The 19,903-nt window shown below is 39.8% G+C and carries 18 protein-coding genes; all 18 read left to right on the top strand.

Annotation, left to right across the window (positions count from 1 at the left end; translation table 11 throughout):
* The first annotated feature begins 71 nt into the window (after positions 1 to 71).
* A complete protein-coding gene (locus M3600_RS00980) occupies positions 72 to 530 on the top strand; it encodes a 2-thiouracil desulfurase family protein (protein ID WP_251644605.1) in 459 nt (152 codons plus the stop codon).
* A gap of 198 nt (positions 531 to 728) precedes the next feature.
* On the top strand, positions 729 to 1,295 hold the full coding sequence (locus M3600_RS00975) for an RsfA family transcriptional regulator (protein WP_233314515.1): 567 nt from the start codon (positions 729 to 731) through the stop codon (positions 1,293 to 1,295).
* A 251-nt stretch (positions 1,296 to 1,546) separates the two neighbouring features.
* A complete protein-coding gene (locus M3600_RS00970; RefSeq protein ID WP_237941160.1) occupies positions 1,547 to 2,470 on the top strand; it encodes a 2-dehydropantoate 2-reductase in 924 nt (307 codons plus the stop codon).
* Positions 2,470 to 2,862: a DUF3397 domain-containing protein gene (locus M3600_RS00965; RefSeq protein ID WP_233314513.1), complete on the top strand. Its 393-nt coding sequence runs from the start codon at positions 2,470 to 2,472 to the stop codon at positions 2,860 to 2,862. The genes M3600_RS00970 and M3600_RS00965 overlap by 1 nt, the downstream gene beginning before the upstream one ends.
* A 187-nt stretch (positions 2,863 to 3,049) precedes the next feature.
* Positions 3,050 to 4,684 (top strand): bacillithiol biosynthesis cysteine-adding enzyme BshC, encoded by a 1,635-nt coding sequence (gene bshC / locus M3600_RS00960; RefSeq protein WP_251644604.1) that lies wholly within the window; start codon positions 3,050 to 3,052, stop codon positions 4,682 to 4,684.
* A gap of 238 nt (positions 4,685 to 4,922) precedes the next feature.
* A complete protein-coding gene (gene mraZ / locus M3600_RS00955; RefSeq protein ID WP_233314511.1) occupies positions 4,923 to 5,354 on the top strand; it encodes a division/cell wall cluster transcriptional repressor MraZ in 432 nt (143 codons plus the stop codon).
* Between the two features lie 38 nt (positions 5,355 to 5,392).
* Positions 5,393 to 6,325, top strand: coding sequence for a 16S rRNA (cytosine(1402)-N(4))-methyltransferase RsmH (gene rsmH / locus M3600_RS00950; RefSeq protein WP_233314510.1), 933 nt, complete (start codon positions 5,393 to 5,395; stop codon positions 6,323 to 6,325).
* A gap of 20 nt (positions 6,326 to 6,345) precedes the next feature.
* Positions 6,346 to 6,702 carry a cell division protein FtsL gene (ftsL, locus tag M3600_RS00945; protein WP_233314509.1) on the top strand — a complete coding sequence of 119 codons (357 nt, stop codon included), beginning with the start codon at positions 6,346 to 6,348 and terminating at the stop codon, positions 6,700 to 6,702.
* Between the two features lie 3 nt (positions 6,703 to 6,705).
* On the top strand, positions 6,706 to 8,865 hold the full coding sequence (locus M3600_RS00940) for a penicillin-binding protein (RefSeq protein ID WP_237941161.1): 2,160 nt from the start codon (positions 6,706 to 6,708) through the stop codon (positions 8,863 to 8,865).
* Between the two features lie 140 nt (positions 8,866 to 9,005).
* Positions 9,006 to 10,919: a stage V sporulation protein D gene (locus M3600_RS00935; protein ID WP_237941162.1), complete on the top strand. Its 1,914-nt coding sequence runs from the start codon at positions 9,006 to 9,008 to the stop codon at positions 10,917 to 10,919.
* Between the two features lie 217 nt (positions 10,920 to 11,136).
* Positions 11,137 to 12,609 (top strand): UDP-N-acetylmuramoyl-L-alanyl-D-glutamate--2,6-diaminopimelate ligase, encoded by a 1,473-nt coding sequence (locus tag M3600_RS00930; RefSeq protein WP_251644603.1) that lies wholly within the window; start codon positions 11,137 to 11,139, stop codon positions 12,607 to 12,609.
* Complete coding sequence (locus M3600_RS00925; protein ID WP_233314501.1) at positions 12,606 to 13,028, top strand: hypothetical protein; 423 nt, start codon at positions 12,606 to 12,608, stop codon at positions 13,026 to 13,028. The genes M3600_RS00930 and M3600_RS00925 overlap by 4 nt, the downstream gene beginning before the upstream one ends.
* A 2-nt stretch (positions 13,029 to 13,030) precedes the next feature.
* The gene (gene mraY, locus M3600_RS00920) at positions 13,031 to 14,005 is read left to right on the top strand and encodes a phospho-N-acetylmuramoyl-pentapeptide-transferase (RefSeq protein ID WP_233314500.1); all 975 of its coding nucleotides are present in this window, start codon (positions 13,031 to 13,033) and stop codon (positions 14,003 to 14,005) included.
* A 2-nt stretch (positions 14,006 to 14,007) separates the two neighbouring features.
* The gene (gene murD, locus M3600_RS00915) at positions 14,008 to 15,360 is read left to right on the top strand and encodes a UDP-N-acetylmuramoyl-L-alanine--D-glutamate ligase (protein WP_237941164.1); all 1,353 of its coding nucleotides are present in this window, start codon (positions 14,008 to 14,010) and stop codon (positions 15,358 to 15,360) included.
* A 140-nt stretch (positions 15,361 to 15,500) separates the two neighbouring features.
* Positions 15,501 to 16,601: a stage V sporulation protein E gene (gene spoVE / locus M3600_RS00910; protein WP_233314498.1), complete on the top strand. Its 1,101-nt coding sequence runs from the start codon at positions 15,501 to 15,503 to the stop codon at positions 16,599 to 16,601.
* 466 nt (positions 16,602 to 17,067) lie between these two features.
* The gene (murG, locus tag M3600_RS00905; RefSeq protein ID WP_233314496.1) at positions 17,068 to 18,159 is read left to right on the top strand and encodes an undecaprenyldiphospho-muramoylpentapeptide beta-N-acetylglucosaminyltransferase; all 1,092 of its coding nucleotides are present in this window, start codon (positions 17,068 to 17,070) and stop codon (positions 18,157 to 18,159) included.
* 258 nt (positions 18,160 to 18,417) lie between these two features.
* A complete protein-coding gene (locus M3600_RS00900) occupies positions 18,418 to 19,194 on the top strand; it encodes a cell division protein FtsQ/DivIB (protein ID WP_251644602.1) in 777 nt (258 codons plus the stop codon).
* Complete coding sequence (locus tag M3600_RS00895) at positions 19,184 to 19,885, top strand: DUF881 domain-containing protein (protein ID WP_251644601.1); 702 nt, start codon at positions 19,184 to 19,186, stop codon at positions 19,883 to 19,885. The genes M3600_RS00900 and M3600_RS00895 overlap by 11 nt, the downstream gene beginning before the upstream one ends.
* The last annotated feature ends 18 nt before the right edge of the window (positions 19,886 to 19,903 follow it).

Genomic DNA, 19,903 nt, shown 5'->3' with positions numbered 1-19,903 from the left:
GGAGAAAAAAACACTTAGTTATTTGTATAATAGAGGTATTAAATAGTAGTGACGAAGGAGGCAGCTTTGGCGTGATTGTGGTCAGTTCCTGTTTAGCAGGGTTGAAGGTAAGATATAACGGGTCGCATAGTCTTAATGAAAAGATTAAAGAGCTGATTGACAAAAAAGAGGCGATTGCCGTTTGTCCAGAATTGCTGGGAGGTTTTCAGACACCAAGAGAGCCCTGTGAAATTAAAGGCGGCAATGGCTATGATGTGCTCGATGGTCATGCAATTATAATAGATAAAAGTGGGAATGATGTTACAGATTTATATGTAGATGGTGCCTTTAAAACACTGGCTGTTGTGAAGCAGCTGCAGGCGAGTACAGTCGTTCTTAAAGAGTCTAGCCCATCTTGTGGTAGCAGCTATATATACAATGGTAATTTTGAAGGGATACAGCATGAGGGAGCAGGAATTACAACAGCGCTATTAAGAAGGGCAGGAATTAAAGTTATATCAGAGAACGAACTCGCAAAAGCGTTGCTGTGATAGACTAGCTTTTTAGAAAATTTCAGAGTAGATTCTTTGTGAAATGCAGGTTTAGGCCAATAACTAGTCTAGTTAAGACAAGTCTTGTTTTGTTCTAGTGTGATTTTAAATATTTTTTTTCTAAAAGACTAAATATCAGTCTATCTTTTCTAGTATACGCATATGTATGAATAAAAAACACTAGGAGGGATTTAGCTGATGTCAACAACAAGACAAGATGCTTGGTCAAAAGATGAAGATATACTGCTAGCAGAAGTAGTACTCCGTTTAATTAGAGAAGGTGGAACACAGCTTCAAGCGTTCGAGGAAGTAGGAAAGCTATTAACAAGAACAAGTGCAGCATGCGGATTCCGCTGGAATTCATATGTGCGCAAACAATATAAATCAGCTATTGAATTAGCAAAGAGCCAAAGAAAGCAGTTAAAAAAAGGTTTTGTTCTTGTGGAAGAGCCAGTGGAAGAAGTTTCTTTCATAGGCGGTCAGCCAGAGCCTGTTGAAACGAAAAACTTTGAAGAAATTTTAGAATATTTAAAAGATATATATCAAAAATCTTTACAGCTTGAAGAACATCATAAGCTTGATAATGCAGCTGTTAAAGAGACTGCTGAACTTGAAGCAAAAATTAGTGAGCTGCACAATGAGAACCAAAAGCTCCAAAAGGAATTGCAAACAATGGATGAAGCCTATAAAGCGCTAGTTGATTTGATGGAAAAGGCTCGTAAAATGGTTGTATTTAAAGAAGAAGAAAAACAACAAAACGCTTAACAAAAGCAACATGGTCTTGCCCCCTTGAACCTTTCTTTGCAAAAGGATTCAAGGGGGCTTTTTCGTCTAAACGGATATATCTCCCTATAAAATTTTTCATTCATAATTATTTTTTCTGATCATATGGAACTGTTTTTGCTTTACACCTTTTATATTTATAGGTACTTTGGTCTTAATTGCTACTAATTTAGCTGGAAAATGTTAAGATGGTACTACAGAATAATAAAGAATACAGGGGAAAAGGTGTTGAAATGAAAATAAGCATTATCGGCGGTGGGGCTATTGGCTTGCTTTGTGCAGCTTATTTAGCACCAAAACATGATGTAACCGTATTTGTCCGCACACAAAGCCAAAAAGCACAATTAAGGGAAAAGGGACTGACCCTCTTTTTGGCGAATAAAGAAGAACAGCATCATTTTACGGTAGAATTATTTGAAAATTGGGATGGAGCAGGAGATCTGTCCATCATAACTGTTAAGCAGTATCAGCTTTTGCCTGTGATGAAAAAAGTGACGGAACTGTCATCCGAAATCAGAGGGCTTTTGTTTCTGCAAAATGGAATGGCTCACCTGGAAGCACTAAATAGTTTGGCAGTGGAAGAATTATATGTTGGGATTGTAGAGCATGGTGTGATGAAGCTCGACAGCACTTCTATTAGACACACCGGAATCGGGACGATTCAAATTGCTAGTCTACCATTTAAAGACCAAGTCCGTTTGAATCTGACAGGCACTATTCTAGAGCAGGACAGTATTCCAGGATTTTTGGTGCAGATTCAGCCAGACCCGATATTGATGATGCAAAAAAAACTGGTAGTAAACTGTTTGGTTAATACATTGACAAGCATTTTGGAAGTGACTAATGGCCAGCTACTCGAAAATCCTCACTATAAACGACTTCTAGCACCTTTTTTAGCAGAGATAACGGATACCTTCGGCTGGAATGAACAAAAAAAAGAGACATGCAAACAGTACGTTTGGAAGGTTATTAAGCAGACAGCTGCAAATAAGTCTTCTATGCTGAAGGACATAGAGGCAGGGAGAGAGACAGAAATTGATGCTATCTTAGGGTATGTGTTGAAGATTGCTGCACAGACAAATAAACATCTGCCGTTATGCGCTGCCTATTATGCCATGCTAAAAGGCAAAGAGCAGGAAAGGAAAGGGGGGATATAATGTTTCAATTTACGTCTGCAGTCATTAGTTTTTTCGTTGCATTCCCAGTTATTTGCTATCTTTTGATATTTATCCTCAGTAAACAAATGACGAAAAAACATAAATTATCTGTACATATTGCGTTAGATATAAGCACGCTCTTTTTTATCATTTCTGTCCATTTTTTAATTATATCTATTTGGGGAAAGTCCATGCTGTCTTATATATTGTTAGTGATCCTTTTTATTGGTGTCTTCATTGTGATCCTTCATTGGAAAGTGAAACAAGAAATTATTTATAAGAAAGTCTTCCGAGGATTTTGGAGAATTAACTTTCTGCTCTTTTTTTGTGCCTATCTTTTTTTAATGGCATACGGACTCGTCTACTATGTAATGAAACAGTTTGGCATATAGCTAATGAGCATATCTGAAAGAAAAAGACAATTTTTAAGCAAAGTCTTTTTCTTTTTTTTAAAGAGAATGCTATACTCTCTATGTATGTAAAGTATAGGTTATTTTCTTTAAGCAATATAATAATCACGGACGACATAAAATAATAAATAAAAATGAAAACTTTTTTGATGAGAAAGGAAGTACATAAATGGAGATGGTAAATCTCTCGTTGCCAGCGGGGAATCAGTTTGTGACAGATTATTTATCACAGGACGATAAAGTGAAAGGTTTTTATCATTATAATCATGGTGATAAAGATAGTTATTTTCAAAGGGTGAAGGAACTGGAGAAGAGACAGTTCATGAGAAATGAATTAGCTGATCATATTGCTGGTTATATGAGAGCTTTTCCGCAATCAGAGAAAGTCCAGCAAAATATCGCCAATTTAAGAAAGGACAACAGTGTTGTTGTCATTGGTGGACAACAGGCTGGTATACTTACAGGCCCGCTCTATTCTGTACATAAAATCATCAGCATCATTCTCCTTGCAGAAAAAAAGGGTAGTGAGCTTGGAATACCTGTAGTTCCTGTATTTTGGATTGCTGGTGAAGATCATGATTATTTGGAAGTAAACCATGTATTTGTGCCTGGAGCAGAGAAAATGGAAAGAAAAACATTCCCGCAAAGGGTAGTGGAAAAGAAGATGGCTTCCGATATTGAGCTCGATAAAGAAATTTGTTATGCATGGGTAGAGAAGCTAATCAAGGCTGATGGCGAAACAGAGCATTCAAAAGAGCTCTTGGTATTAGTGAAAGAGGCAGTTGATGCATCCCATACTTTTGTTGACCTGTTCAGCTATTTAGTGATGCACTTATTCCAGGAGTTTGGTTTACTGATTGTTGATTCAGGTGATAAAGCATTACGTGTTCTCGAAAAAGAAATTTTCTTAAACCAAATAGACCAGTTTAAAGAAATAGGAGAAGCTGTTCAAAAACAGCAAACGATTGTTAAAGAAAGCGGCTATTCTACAGTTATTGAAATGAGTGATAATCCTGTCAACTTGTTCTATTATGATGAAGAAAATTCAGAGAGAATACTGCTTACATATGATGAAGAAAAAAGTCTGTTTGTCGGTAAAGACCAGACAGTACATTTTACGTTAGAGGAATTAAAGGAAATCGCAAGTGAATTCCCTCATAAGCTTAGCAATAATGTGGTGACAAGACCAATCATGCAGGACCTTCTTTTCCCGACACTTGCGTTTATTGGCGGTCCTGGGGAAATCGCTTATTGGGGCGAGTTGAAGCAGGCTTTTGAACAAATGAATATTAAAATGCCGCCAATTGTACCGCGTCTAAATATCACCTTGCTTGAGAGATGTGTGGAAGCTGATATGGAAGAGCTTGGTTTAACGCTCGCAGATGTATTACAGTCAGGCACAGAGGAAGCATGCAACTCGTTCCTTGCAGCTGTTAGCAATGATAAGGTGGATGATCTTATTGTTCAGTTGAAATCCGACATTGCCAATAAATACAAGGATTTGCAAAGTGAAATGGAAAAAACCATGAAAGGCATGCTGCCATTGCTTCAAAAGAATGAGAATCTCCTGCTTAATCAAGTGGATTTCCTCGCTAAAAAGGTGGAAATGGACCTAAAGACGAAGCATGAGGTGATTTTAAATAAGTATGCACGAATTGAACGATGTATCAGGCCAGACGGGATACCGCAAGAGCGTGTATGGAATATTTTCTACTTTTTGAATCACTTTGGTCTTCATTTCCTTGAAGATGTACTGAAGCTGCCGATGGAGTTTGACGGCAGCCACAAGGTTGTTAAATTGTAATATTTGTAGCTGTCCTGTTAAAAAGGGCAGCTTTTTTTGCGTTTATCAGGCAAAATCAAACATTTTTCCTCAAATGTTCAGTAAAACAGCCGAAATAAAAGGCGAAACCGCAAAATTTGCTTATAAAAATACAGGGATATCTCTTGCAGGAAATGCATAATACAGATAGAATTTATGTATCAGTGGTGGAAAGTGGGGGAATGTGGTACATTGAGGTTAGAAAGTGGGGGTTGCAGGTATGTTTATGGGCGAATATCATCATAATGTTGACGCCAAAGGTCGTTTGATCGTACCTGCGAAATTTAGGGACCATTTAGGGGAAACCTTTATACTAACCCGCGGACTTGATCAATGTTTATTCGGTTACCCGCTCTCAGAATGGGAGATAATAGAAGAGAAGCTGAAGGCGCTGCCTTTAACGAAAAAGGACGCTCGGGCTTTTACACGTTTTTTCTTTTCTGGAGCCACAGAATGCGAGCTCGATAAACAAGGGCGCATTAATATTGCTTCCCCGCTTGTGCAGTATGCAAAGCTGGAAAAGGAATGCATAATTTTAGGTGTATCCAATCGCATCGAAATCTGGAGTAAATCACTCTGGGAAGAATATTTTTCAGAATCTGAGGATTCTTTTGCAGAAATTGCAGAAAATATGATTGGCTTTGATATTTAAAAATGGTTTTTAGAATAATCTATAGACAGGTGGACAACATGTTTAAACATACTACAGTATTGCTGAATGAGGCCGTTGACGGCTTAAATATACAACCAGATGGCATTTATGTCGACTGTACGCTTGGTGGAGCAGGACATAGTGAACTGATTCTATCCAAACTATCTGACAAAGGCAGACTGATTGCTTTTGACCAAGATGAGACAGCTATCATGAATGCAGAGAAAAAACTTGAACCCTATAAGGACAAGCTGACAATCGTCAAAAGCAACTTCAGCAATTTAAAGGAAGAAATACATAATCTTGGAATTACAGGTGTGGATGGGGTGCTTTACGATTTAGGTGTTTCCTCACCTCAGCTAGATACACCAGAAAGAGGCTTCAGCTATCACCATGATGCCCCTCTCGATATGAGAATGGACAGTGATGCAGATATATCTGCATACGAAGTTGTTAATAATTGGAAGTATGAAGATTTAGTGAGAATCTTTTTCCGTTATGGGGAAGAGAAATTTTCAAAGCAAATCGCCCGCAAGATTGAAGCGGCAAGGGAAACAAAGCCTGTAGAAACGACTGGGGAGCTTGTTGAATTAATTAAAGACGCAATTCCAGCACCTGCAAGACGAAAAGGCGGACATCCGGCAAAAAGAGTATTCCAAGCCATCAGAATTGCTGTAAATGATGAATTGGGTGTTTTTGAAGACTCCATTGGACAAGCTATTTCATTGTTAAATAAGGGCGGAAGAATAAGTGTCATTACCTTCCATTCCCTTGAAGATAGAATTTGCAAGGCTGCATTTAAAAAGGCGAGCGATTTACCTGACTTACCGCCAGGTTTGCCAATCATTCCTGATGAGTTTCAGCCAGAGTTAAAGCTAATCACTAGGAAACCGATTGTTCCGTCTGAAGAAGAGCTTGAAGAAAATAACAGAGCAAGATCTGCGAAGCTTCGCATTGCAGAGAAATTATAAAAACTTTAGGAGGTATACAAATGAGCAATTTAGCGCGAAAGCTGCAGCAGGAACAGTTTCAGCAAGAAGAAAAACAAACATTTAAAAAGGTAATAAAGCAAACTAAATCATTATTATCTCCTGGAGAAAAACTGCTTGGAATTGCTTTCGTTGCATTGCTGTGCATTGGCGGTGTGAAGATTGTCAGCAACCAAGCAGAGATTTATCAAGTGAACAAGGATATCCAAGTTGCCGAAGGCTCGATTTCTAAGCTTGAGAAGTCCAATAAGGAACTGGATATTGAAGTGAAGGATTTGAGCAGCTTTGAAAGAATTAGGGAAGTGGCAGAAAAACTTGGCCTTGATTTTAGCAAAGATAATGTAAAGGTTGTGCAATAAAAAATGATTCGAAAGCAGCAGAATATTAACCTTGGAGCAGCCATCTTGTTTTTATTTTTCTGTCTGCTCTTTTTTATTTTAATCGTCCGGTTTGCCGTCATTCAATCAACAGGGAAAGTCTCTGGTGAGGTGCTGGCAAAAGAAGCTGAAAAAAAATACAGCTCCTCTATGGTATTAGAAGCGTCGAGAGGGACGATTTATGACAGAAATAAAGATGTGATTGCAGAGGATGCGTCATCCTATAAGCTTGTAGCAGTTACAGACAGTTCTTTGAGCAAGAATGATACTGAAAATCCAATTCATGTGGCTGATCCAGAAAAAACGGCTAAAGAGCTTGCTAAATATATTGATATGGAAGAATCAGAGATATATAGAATCTTGACAAAAGAAGGAGCTAAGCAGGTAGAATTCGGATCTGCAGGTAAAAATCTTTCTTATGAAACAAAGAAGAAAATTGAAGACTTAAAGCTTCCTGGTGTTCTCATAGTGGAAGGGAAAAAACGCTTCTATCCTAATGGAACATTTGCTTCCCACGTCATCGGGTATGTAGAGGAAAAGGAAGATGAGGCAACAGGTAAATATACAGCTACAGGTAAACTGGGCATTGAAGAGAGCTTGAATAATCTTCTCACAGGTAAAGACGGTTACTTAAATTATAAGCGGGATATTTGGGGATATATACTGCCAGATTCAGAGGAAGATATAACACCTGCTCAGAACGGTGATGACGTCTATTTGACATTGGATAAAAAAATTCAATCCTTCCTAGAAGATACGATGTCGAAGGTGCAGGAGAAGTATAATCCGAAAAAGATGATTGCGATTGTGGCAAATCCAAAAACTGGTGAAATTTTAGCTATGAGCCAGCGGCCTAGCTTTGACCCGGAAACATTGGAAGGAATCAATGCTACTTGGCATAATGAAGCAATCGAAACTTCCTATGAGCCTGGGTCAACGATGAAAATCTTCACATTGGCAGCGGCGATTGAAGAGGGCAAGTTTGATGCAAACGCAAAATATCAATCAGGTTCATACAAAGTAACAAAAAATTCGCAGACAATCCATGACCATAATGGAAGCGGCTGGGGATCAATAACTTATTTAGAAGGAGTTCAGCGCTCATCTAATGTGGCCTTTGCAAAAATTGCGAAAGAACAGCTTGGCTTTGAAAAGCTGCGAGAGTACATCACAAACTTTGGACTTGACCAAAAAACAGGGATTGACTTGCCGCATGAAGCGAACAGCTCGATTGCCTTTACTTGGCCTGTTGAGAAAATTACAACTGCATATGGACAAGGAACAGCCTTGACTCCTATTCAGCAAATCCAAGCGGTAACGGCCATTGCCAATGACGGCAAAATGGTCAAGCCACATGTAATTGACAAGATTGTTGATCCGAATACGAATAAAGTGGTAAAACAAGTGAAAACAGAGGTTGTCGGAACACCTATTTCAGCAGCTACAGCTAAAGAAGTTCGCGACATTTTAGAAACAGTAGTGACAGATCCTAAAGGGACAGGCTATAAAAAATATAATGTTGATGGGTACAGTGTTGCCGGTAAAACGGGCACGGCCTCCATTCCGAAAGCAGGCGGCGGCTATTTAACAGGAAGCAGCAATTATGTTTTCTCCTTTTTAGGAATGGCGCCGAAGGACGACCCAGAACTTGTTATGTATGTGGCAGTTCAGCAGCCTGAATTGAAAGAAACACAAACAGGTTCTGACCCTGTTGCTGAAATCTTTACATCTGTTATGAAGAGCAGCCTTCAATATATGGAGATTCAGCCTACTGCTGACAGTTCCCTGCAAACAGTTGATGTCCCAGATCTTGCTGGTATGAGCACATCTGTAGCGGAAAAAGAACTGAAGAAATCTGGTTTAGAACTGGTAGTAACAGGTGAAGGTAGCACGATTACAGACCAGCTCCCTGCTGCAGGGGAAAGTTATCTCGAAGGAGAAAAAATTGTCGTGAAGACAGACGGAAAAGGAACTGTGCCAGATATGATTGGCTGGTCATTGCGAGATATACTAAAAGTGACAGACTTGCAGTCCTTAAAGCTGAAAACGAACGGCAACGGCTATGCGACAAAGCAAAGCATAAAAGCAGGTAAAACAGTCAAGGAAAATGATACATTAACGATACAATTGAAAAAACCAGAATAAAAAATAAGGTCCGCATGCAGCGGGCCTTATTTTTTTGTAAAGGGATGGTAAATGCCTGCAACTTCTATAGTCTTTGATTCTAAACAGAGGTGTACAAGCATATATTGGAACGAGCCATAGAAAAAGGAGGTTCTAAATGGATGCGGGTTTCAAACGTAACCGTTCGTAAGCGGTTGACGATTGCTTTAATTGTAGGCATTGCTATTTTTTTTATCATTGACTTGAGACTTGGGTATGTGCAATTTTTTCTTGGGGATGAATTGACAAGTAAAGCGAAAAGCTTATGGAGCAGACAAATTTCCTTTGAGCCGGAACGAGGCGAAATTGTTGACAGGAACGGTGTTGCATTAGCGACAAATATCAGTGCTCCAACCGTGTATGTTGTTCCGCGGCAATTAAAGGACCCAGCAGATGCTGCTGAAAAGCTTGCGGCAGTCCTAGAAGCGGACAAGGAGAAGATATATAAAGAGTTAATTCAAAAAGAAATGAGTGTCAGATTGCCTGAGGGCAGAAAGATTTCTCACGAAAAGGCAAAAAAGGTAAGAGCGTTAGATATTGACGGTGTGTATATAGGCGAGGATTCTAAAAGGTCTTATCCTTACGGAAACTACTTGTCACATGTTTTAGGATTTGCAGGGATAGATAATCAAGGCTTAATAGGTCTTGAACTGGAATATGATGATGAATTAAAAGGCTCGAAGGGGTCTGTGCAATATTATTCTGATGCTAAAGGGCAGAGGATGAATGATATGGCAGATGATTACGAAGCCCCTGTTAACGGAAACGACTTGAAGCTGACAATTGACACGAGAGTGCAGACAATTATAGAGCGGGAGCTGGATATCGCCGAACAGACTTACAACCCAGACAGCATAATCGCCATTGCGATGAATCCGAATACAGGTGAAATTATGGGGATGTCAAGCAGACCTGGCTTTGACCCGGCAGATTTCCGTAATGTTTCATCAGAGGTTTTTAACCGAAACTTGCCGATTTGGAGCGCATATGAGCCGGGATCGACATTCAAAATTATTACCCTTGCTGCAGCCTTAGAAGAAGGCAAGGTAGACTTGGAAAAAGACACATTTACAGACCCAGGTTATGCTGATGTCGATGGAACGAAGCTGAAATGCTGGAAGCGCGGCGGGCACGGTGCACAAACCTTTTTAGAAGTTGTCCAAAACTCCTGTAACCCTGGATTTGTATCGTTAGGGCAAGAGCTGGGTAAGGATACTTTGTTTAAATATATTCGCAGCTTCGGATTTGGCGAAAAAACCGGAATTGATCTTCAGGGAGAATCGAAAGGTATCCTTTTTAACTTAGATAGGGTCGGACCTGTTGAGCTTGCGACAACTGCCTTTGGACAAGGTGTTGCTGTAACGCCTATCCAGCAGGTGACAGCATTATCAGCAGCCATCAATGGTGGCACATTGTACACGCCATATGTGGCAAGCGAGCTGATTGACCCAAACACAGGTGAAGTCATTATGAAGAAGGAGCCAGTTGCAAAAAGGAAGGTAATATCCGAAGATACTTCGAAAAAAATCAGGGAAGCGCTGGAAAGCGTCGTTGCCCAAGGCTCAGGGGGGAAAGCCTTTGTAGATGGGTACCGTGTCGGCGGGAAGACAGGAACAGCCCAAAAAGCTTCTGGCGGAAAATATTTAGAGAATAACTTTATTGTTTCCTTTATCGGTTTCGCACCAGCAGACGATCCTGAGCTTGTCGTGTATGTGGCGGTCGATAATCCGAAAGGTACAGTCCAATTTGGTGGAGTAGTAGCAGCTCCGATTGTAGGAAGCATCATGGGTGACAGCCTTCGCGCGCTTGGAGTGAAGGAAAGGAAGGATCAGCTGGAAAAAGAATATAAATATCCAGAAAATCCTTTAATCGAAGTTCCAGATTTAGTAGGCCTGACGAAAAAAGAAATCAGTGAAGTTTTCCTTAACCTCAAGATTGAGCCGAGCGGAAGCGGAGACACTGTTATCAAGCAGTCGCCAGAGCCGGGAACAAAGGTAAAAGACGGCTCAACCATTCGTTTATACTATAATAATTAACCACACCTTTTAAGATAAAGGCGGCACAATCGCCGCCTTTATTTTTCATTATTACGGAGAAAAAACCGAACACGATGGCACAATTCCTTTTTATCATGTAAAATATAAACGCTAAGAAAAAATGCATTTTCTAACATTGGTCATGCATTTGATATAATATTAGTATTTATGAATAAAATGAGTACATATGGATTTATTAGAAAAGAGGATTTGAATCATGCAGTTAAAACAATTATTAAAAAGCTTAGGGCCATATGCTTTATATAATGGAACAGATGCAGAAATCACTTCAATTGAAAATGATAACCGCAAAGTGGGTCAAGGCAGCTTGTTCATCTGCATCAAAGGATTTACTGTCGATGGACATGATTTTGCTCATAAGGCTTATGAGGCAGGTGCCGCTGCTATCCTTGCAGAAAGAGAATTAGCGGAAGACTTTGACATACCGGTCATTATTGTAAAGGACACGAAAAGGGCGAGCAGCATTCTTGCTGACGCGTTCTATGGTCATCCAACACAAAAGCTAAAGCTTATCGGCATAACAGGAACAAATGGCAAAACAACAACAAGCCATCTGATTGAGACAATCCTGCAAAAGGCTAATAGACGTACAGGTATCATTGGAACAATGTATACAAAAATAGACAATGAAATTCAGGAAACAAAAAACACTACACCAGAAGCAGTAACTTTACAAAAGATTTTTCATCAAATGACAGAAAAACAGGTGGATACTGCCGTGATGGAAGTTTCTTCCCATGCCTTATATGAAGGCAGGGTGTTTGGCTGCGATTATGATGTGGCAGTGTTTACGAACTTGTCACAGGATCATCTAGATTTCCATGGCACGATGGATGAATACAGAAGAGCAAAAGGCTTGTTATTCACAAGGCTGGGCAATGTTTATTCAACAAAACATCCGAAATATGCTGTTTTGAACAAGGATGATGCTGCAAGTGAAGAATATGAAAAACTGACAGCAGCAATTGTCGTTACGTATGGAATTGACAAAGATGCAGACATCATGGCGAAGGATATACATATCGATGCAGGTGGAACGAAGTTTGAATTAATAACACCTGCAGGAAGCTATGCCGTTTCCCTGCAAATGGTCGGCAAATTTAGTGTATATAATGCTTTAGCGAGTATTGCAGCAGCGTTTGTGAGCGGCATTCCAATGGAAACGGCTATTTCCGCCCTTGAATCAGTAAAGGGTGTGTCAGGCAGATTTGAGACAGTTGATGCAGGTCAGGATTTTTCTGTTATCGTCGACTATTCTCATACACCAGACAGTCTTGAAAATGCCCTTGTAACCATTAAAGAGTTTGCAAAAGGTGATATTCATGTTGTTGTCGGCTGCGGCGGTGACAGAGATAAAACGAAGCGTCCTTTAATGGCAGAGATAGCGTGCAGATATGCCGACCATGCTATATTTACAAGCGACAACCCAAGAAGCGAGGACCCGCTTGAGATATTGAAAGACATGGTTTCAGGCGTTCCTGGCAAGGGATATAACGTCATTGCCGACAGAAAAGAAGCTATTGATCATGCGGTTAAGACTGCAAAAGCAAATGATGTTATTTTAATTGCAGGTAAAGGGCATGAAACGTATCAGCAAATAGGAGCACAAACTTTTGACTTTGATGACCGCCTTGTAGCGAAAGAGGCGATATTAGGAGTGAAAAAATGACACTGTCCTATAAAACTATTCTGCAGGCAATTCCTGATGCGAAAGGATACGCAAATGAAGAGATAAACTTTTTGACGGTTTCTTTTTTCAGTGATGAACAGCAGACTAAAGGACTGTTTGCGCCCTTGTATGGCAAAGAGTCCGGGGATTTGTCCACAGCAATTGCAAATGGTGCAATAGGAGCAATATGGGACAAAGAAGAAGAAATACCATCCTATACACCAAATCATTTTCCAATATTCTATACAAATGATATAAAGAAAGGCTTATACAAAATGATCGAACTATATGAACAAAACTTAAATGGACAACAACAAGCTAAATTTATTTATGCAAAAGACAAAAGCGCGAAGGCCTTGGAAACATACGACGGAGCTGTAATCAAAAATGTGCTTGGCGCTGTGAAAGGAGGGGAATGAACATGATGGAGAAAGTTATCTTTTTTACAATAATATTAGGGTTTTTAATAACGGTTCTTACTTCACCAGTTTTTATTCCCTTCTTGAGAAGGCTGAAATTCGGACAAAGCATTAGAGAGGAAGGCCCAAAATCCCATCAGAAGAAATCAGGGACGCCAACAATGGGCGGACTGATGATTTTATTATCTGTTGTCGTAACAACACTCGTAATGACTTATAAGTTTACAGAGCCGACTATGAAAACATACATGCTCCTTTTTGTTATGTTAGGATTCGGATTGCTTGGCTTCTTGGATGATTTTATTAAAGTTGTGATGAAAAGGAATTTAGGATTAACTTCCAGACAAAAGCTTTTAGGTCAAATTGTTATTTCCGTTATTTTCTATTTTGTGCTGATGCAAAATGATTTCTCAACAAGCATCAATATTCCGCTGATTGATAAATCATTTGATCTCGGTTGGTTTTATGTTGTATTCATCGTCTTCTGGCTTGTAGGTTTTTCAAATGCAATCAACCTTACAGACGGTTTAGACGGACTAGTGTCCGGAACCTCTGCCATAAGCTTTGGTGCGTTTGCGGTACTTGCATGGAGCCAGTCACAGTTTGAAATCAGCATTTTTTCTGTGGCAATTGTCGGTGCTGTTTTAGGCTTTTTAGTATTCAATGCCCATCCTGCGAAGGTATTTATGGGAGATACAGGTTCATTAGCTTTAGGAGGAGCAATTGCGGCAATCGCTATTTTAACGAAGCTGGAAATTTTGCTTATTCTAATCGGGGGAGTCTTTGTTATCGAAACATTGTCAGTTATCCTTCAAGTAATTTCCTTTAAGTCAACAGGAAGAAGGATTTTCCGAATGAGCCCGCTTCACCATCATTATGAGCTTGTAGGCTGGTCAGAATGGCGCGTTGTTGTGACATTCTGGAGTGTAGGATTGCTGTTTGCAGTATTAGGAATTTATATTGAGGTGTGGTTATAAAAATGAAACATATCACTGATTATCATCATAAAAAGGTACTTGTATTAGGTCTTGCGAAAAGTGGCGTTAGCGCTGCTTCTCTTTTGCATAAATTAGGGGCGTTTGTGACTGTGAACGACAGCAAGCCACTTGGAGAAAATCCTGAGGCGCAAGAATTGCTGGAGCAGGGGATTACGGTTATATGCGGCAGTCACCCTGTGGAGCTATTAGAGGAAGGATTTCAATTAATTGTGAAAAATCCTGGTATTCCATACTATAACCCAATGGTTGAAAGAGCTGTAGAAAAAGGGATTCCCATCATTACAGAAGTGGAGCTTGCTTATAAGGTTTCTGAGGCTCCTTTTCTTGCGATTACTGGTTCAAATGGCAAGACAACGACAACTACCCTATTGTTTGAGATGCTTGAGGCTGCCAGCAAAAAGCCACTGATTGCGGGGAATATTGGAACTGTTGCTGCAGATGTCGCACAAAAAGCAGAAGCTGACAATCAAATTGTTATTGAGCTTTCATCATTCCAGCTGATGGGGATTGATCAATTCAAGCCGAAAGTCGCGATTATTACGAATATTTATGATGCCCATCTGGATTACCATGGCACTAGGGATGAGTATGCAAAAGCGAAGGGTAATATTACAAACAACCAGGATGAGCATGATTACCTTATTGTCAATGTGGAGCAAGAAGTGGTAATGGATATTGCCCGCAGAAGCAAAGCAACCATCATTCCTTTTTCAACAGTAAAGCCCCTTGAATTCGGAGCATTTGTAAAAGATGGTTCTATTTACTTCCATGATGAAAAAGTGATTGAGGTTAAGGATATCGTATTGCCTGGCGCTCATAATTTGGAAAACATTTTGTCTGCCATTGCGGCAGCGAAGCTGACTGGTGTTGACAATAACAGCATTCACCGTGTATTGAGCTCATTCAAAGGGGTAAAACACAGATTGCAGTTCATTGATGAGATCCAAGGGAGACGCTTTTATAATGATTCAAAAGCAACGAATATCCTTGCGACGGAAAATGCGCTTGCAGCGTTTACGGCACCGACCATTCTTCTTGCTGGAGGCTTAGACAGAGGCAATGAGTTTGATGAGCTCATTCCGTCCCTTAAAAATGTCAAGGCGATGATTACGTTTGGCCAAACTGCTGAAAAACTGGAGCGAATTGCCAAAGAGGCAGGAATAAAAACTATCCAACGTGTCGATAATGTGGACAAAGCTGTACCGGCTGCTTTCCAGCTATCTGAGGAAGGCGATGTTATCCTTCTGTCACCAGCATGTGCAAGCTGGGATCAATACAAAACTTTTGAAGTCAGAGGAGACATTTTTATTGAAGCGGTGCATAAGCTTAAATAAGGGCTTGTTTACATCCATCGTTTCAAATTAGGAAAATGATGATTAAGGTGATTTTATCACCTTAAAAGGGATAGGAATGTCACCCTTCATTCTAAAGTCCGATGCAAGCCCTAATACTTGCAACTCGAGGTGTGGAAAAGGTGCCGACAAAAAAAACAACTCCCGACATATTCCTTATTATCATCACGTTTACATTACTGGCGATAGGACTGATCATGGTGTACAGTGCAAGTGCTGTATGGGCAGATTACAAGTTTGATGATTCTTTCTTCTTTGCAAAAAGACAGATGCTTTTTGCCGGAGTCGGAATTGTCGCCATGTTTTTCATCATGAATATCGACTATTGGACTTGGAGAACATGGGCGAAAATTATCGTTATTGTATGTTTTGTTCTGTTAGTATTTGTACTTATACCGGGAATTGGGAATGTCCGTAATGGATCGCGCAGCTGGATTGGAGTGGGAGCATTCTCCATTCAGCCATCAGAATTTATGAAGATGGCGATGATTGCTTTCCTAGCAAAATTTCTGTCAGAAAATCAGAAAAAGATTACTTCCTTTAAAAAGGGGCTTGTACCAGCATTAGGCATTGTATTTTTAGCGTTTGGGATGATTATGCTTCAGCCTGATTTAGGGACAGGCACCGTCATGGTTGGGACAAGTGTTGTGATGATTTTTATCGCTGGTGCAAGAATACGGCATTTCGTGTTTCTCGGTTTGATTGGACTAGCCGGCTTTGTCGGACTGGTTGCTTCAGCGCCGTACCGGATAAAAAGGATAACTTCTTTCCTTGATCCGTGGTCAGACCCTCTTGGAAGCGGCTTTCAAATCATTCAGTCTTTATACGCGATAGGACCAGGAGGATTGTTTGGCCTAGGGCTTGGAGAAAGCAGACAAAAATTCTTTTACTTGCCAGAGCCGCAAACGGACTTTATTTTTGCGATTCTTTCAGAAGAGCTTGGATTTATTGGAGGCTCTTTGATCCTGCTGCTGTTTTCCTTACTGCTGTGGAGAGGCATTAGGATTGCCCTCGGAGCACAAGATTTGTTTGGAAGCTTGCTAGCTGTAGGAATTATCGCAATGGTTGCCATTCAAGTTATGATCAATATCGGAGTTGTAACAGGCTTAATGCCAGTTACTGGGATTACACTGCCGTTCTTAAGCTATGGCGGATCTTCCTTGACATTAATGCTTGTGGCAATAGGGGTTTTATTGAATGTGAGTCGCTATTCGAGATATTAAATAAAGAGAAGCAGCATTACACGGAGAGGATGGCTTAAAGCCTTCCTTTTTTTTATGCGTTCAGCAGGTAATTTTATTTAAAATCTTCATATAATTCACTAATATAAACAAATGATAACAATTATTTCACTACGAATGTAGGGAGAGGGGAGGGGAAGGGGGAGGATGCTCAAATAAAATGCTTGTTTGACAAGGGGTTATTAATGCAAGCCCCGCAAATGAAGCTCTTTTTATCCTTCAATAAATGTATTACAATTTGTTTTCAATTTTAGTAAATTACACGAATAGGTTTAAAATATAGTACAATAGGGAACATCTAGTTTTGGGCTTTAAGAAAATCCTCCAAAATATTCAAAGAAGATAGTTTCTGTTTTTCATAAATAAAGCTATAATAAAGAAGATTTGAAAATCGTAAATAAATGCTTAAATAAGCAGCTAGAACAAGTACGTGTTATGAGGTGGGAAAATGAAAATAGTGGTTAGCGGCGGTGGTACCGGAGGACATATTTATCCAGCACTTGCCTTAATCCGTGAAATACAAAAAGAAGTCAAGGATGTCGAGTTCTTATACATAGGAACAGAACAAGGGCTAGAGAGTAAACTAGTGCGCCGTGAAAATATTCCATTTAAAGCGATACATATAACTGGTTTTAAACGAAAGCTCTCACCTGAAAATGTGAAAACCGTTTGGAGATTTATTTCTGGTGTCAATAAATGCAAGAAAATCTTGAAAGAATTCCAAGCAGATGTGGTAATTGGAACAGGCGGTTATGTTTGCGGACCTGTAGTGTATGCTGCCGCAAAAATGGGGATTGCTACGATTATTCATGAACAGAACAGTGTGCCTGGATTGACTAATAAATTCTTGAGCAAGTATGTCGATAAAGTGGCAACATGCTTTGCCGAAGCAGAACAGTTTTTCCCGAAGGAAAAGGTTGTTCTAACAGGCAACCCTCGTGCATCGGAAGTATTAAACCAGGATGCAATTAAAGGAAAGCTTTCTGCCGGACTTAAACTTAATAGCCCAGCTGTGCTAATCTTTGGAGGCTCAAGAGGAGCGAGACCGATTAATGATGCGGTTATTGCTGCATTGCCTGAGTTTGGGAAGAAGGATTATCAGATCCTTTATGTAACGGGAGAAGTCCATTATGAATCAGTGAAGAAGGAAGTCGAAAAAGTCGGCAATCCGGAAAATGTGATTATCAAACCGTTTGTGCATAATATGCCAGAGGTGCTTGCAGGAATTGACCTGACAGTAGCAAGGGCTGGAGCTACAACATTGGCTGAGCTCACGTCCCTTGGAATTCCAAGCATTTTAATCCCAAGCCCTTACGTGACGAATAACCATCAAGAGAAAAACGCCCATTCACTTACTAATAACGGTGCAGCAAAACTATTGCTTGAACGTGAATTGACTGGTGATAGCCTGGTGAAAGACATCGATGATATTATGCTGCAGCCTGAAAAGTTGAAAAGCATGAAAGCTGCTTCATTGGAATTAGGGATTCCAGATGCTGCGATGAGACTTTTCAATGTTATGAAGGATGTCACAAAATAATCAGTTGGGTGGGAAAAGTTTTCCGTTTCCCATCCAGACTTTTCTTCAATTAATGTAATCAGGATGCTATAATCAAACATTAGAAGAGTTAAGTCTATTATATTTGTAATAGACAAGCTTTATCACCTTGAAAGTCATGAAAAAAGTTTCAAAACAAGACATTTTCTGCTTTAAATAAAACAGATATATTCCGATATATATTAAGTGATTATGAAACGGCAGCTTACATACTGTTGCTTGTTTGTTAGAGGTGGTTATTTGGATAAAGGGAAGATTGTTTCCATTGAAGATAGAATTCCTAAATTGAAACAGCAGCGAAAAAAGAAAGCAAACAAACGCCTCATATTTCTGCTCATGCTATTTTTTCTCCTCATTGGATGCATTATTTACTTTCAGTCACCATTAAGCAATGTGAAAGAAACAATCGTGACAGGAAACATCTTGTATACGGAAGGGGAGATAGAGGAAATCAGCGGAATCAGCTATTCGACAAATATTTGGACTATAAAAAAGGACAAGATTGAAGAAAAACTGAATGCACTGCCTGAAATCAAGTCATCCTCTGTTTCTTTAAAGCTTCCAAACAAAGTGAATATTGAAGTGGAAGAATATAAACGGATTGCTTACATGGTAAGCGGCAATAAGTATATTCCCATTCTGGAAAGCGGAACTGAATTAGAGGGAAGAAGCTCTGAATCAACACCGTATGATGCTCCGCTCATTATGGATTTTGATAATGACAAAGCGCTGGAGAAAACAGTCAAGGAGCTGAAAAAACTCCCAGCTGGTGTTTACAATGCTATCTCTGAGATCCATTACACACCGAAAAAAACGGATTCATACCATATTAATGTATTTATGAATGATGGATTTGAAGTGGCAGCCTCTTTAAGCACTTTTGCAGAGAAGATGGAACACTATCCATCGATTATCAGCCAATTGAATCCAAAGAAAAAGGGTGTTATTGACTTAGAAGTCGGCTCTTATTTCAAGGAGTATGGATCATCAGAAGGAGAGGAAAATAGTGAAGAATAAACGAAAGGGGAGCCACGTAATCTTTTCTTTTGTTTTTCTTGTACTAGGGTTCATTGTTGCCTTTGCCTTCCAAATGGCCAATGCTGAAGACGGTCCGAAAAGTTTGAGTGACAGCCAGTTTGATCGGGATCTTGCATTGCGAAATGAGCTGATCGAACAAGAAGAAAGAAATAATGAGCTTTATAAAGAGCTCGAACAAGTTCAAAAGGATCTGTCCAATTACGAAAAAGAGCTCTCCACAAAAGCGGATGCCTATTACAATCTTGCTGAAGATGCCAATAATTACCGCATGTATTTAGGCAAGGTTGGCGTTGTGGGACAAGGAGTGCAGGTTACTCTAGAAGATGGGAATTATGATCCGAATGATGATAATGTTAATAATTATCTTGTTCATGAACATCATATCTTTGAAGTGGTGAATGAGCTTTATGTTTCAGGCGCAGCAGCCGTTAGTATTAACGGCCAGCGCTTAAGCCATGATTCTTATATTCTATGTAATGGACCTGTGATTGAAATTGACGGAAATCAGTATCCTGCTCCATTTGTGATTACTGCCATTGGAGACAGTGAAGTAATGGAAGGTGCATTAAACATTAAAGGCGGAGTGAAGGATACATTGGTGAATGAAAACATCAAATTCACACTCGAAAAGAAAGAGACCATTACAATGGAGGCACTTAGAACAAATTAGGTGAAAAGAGATGTGCTG

The organism is Niallia sp. MER 6 (genome assembly GCF_023714395.1).
Lineage (GTDB): Bacteria > Bacillota > Bacilli > Bacillales > Cytobacillaceae > Niallia.
This window is presented reverse-complemented; position numbering and strand designations above follow the sequence as displayed.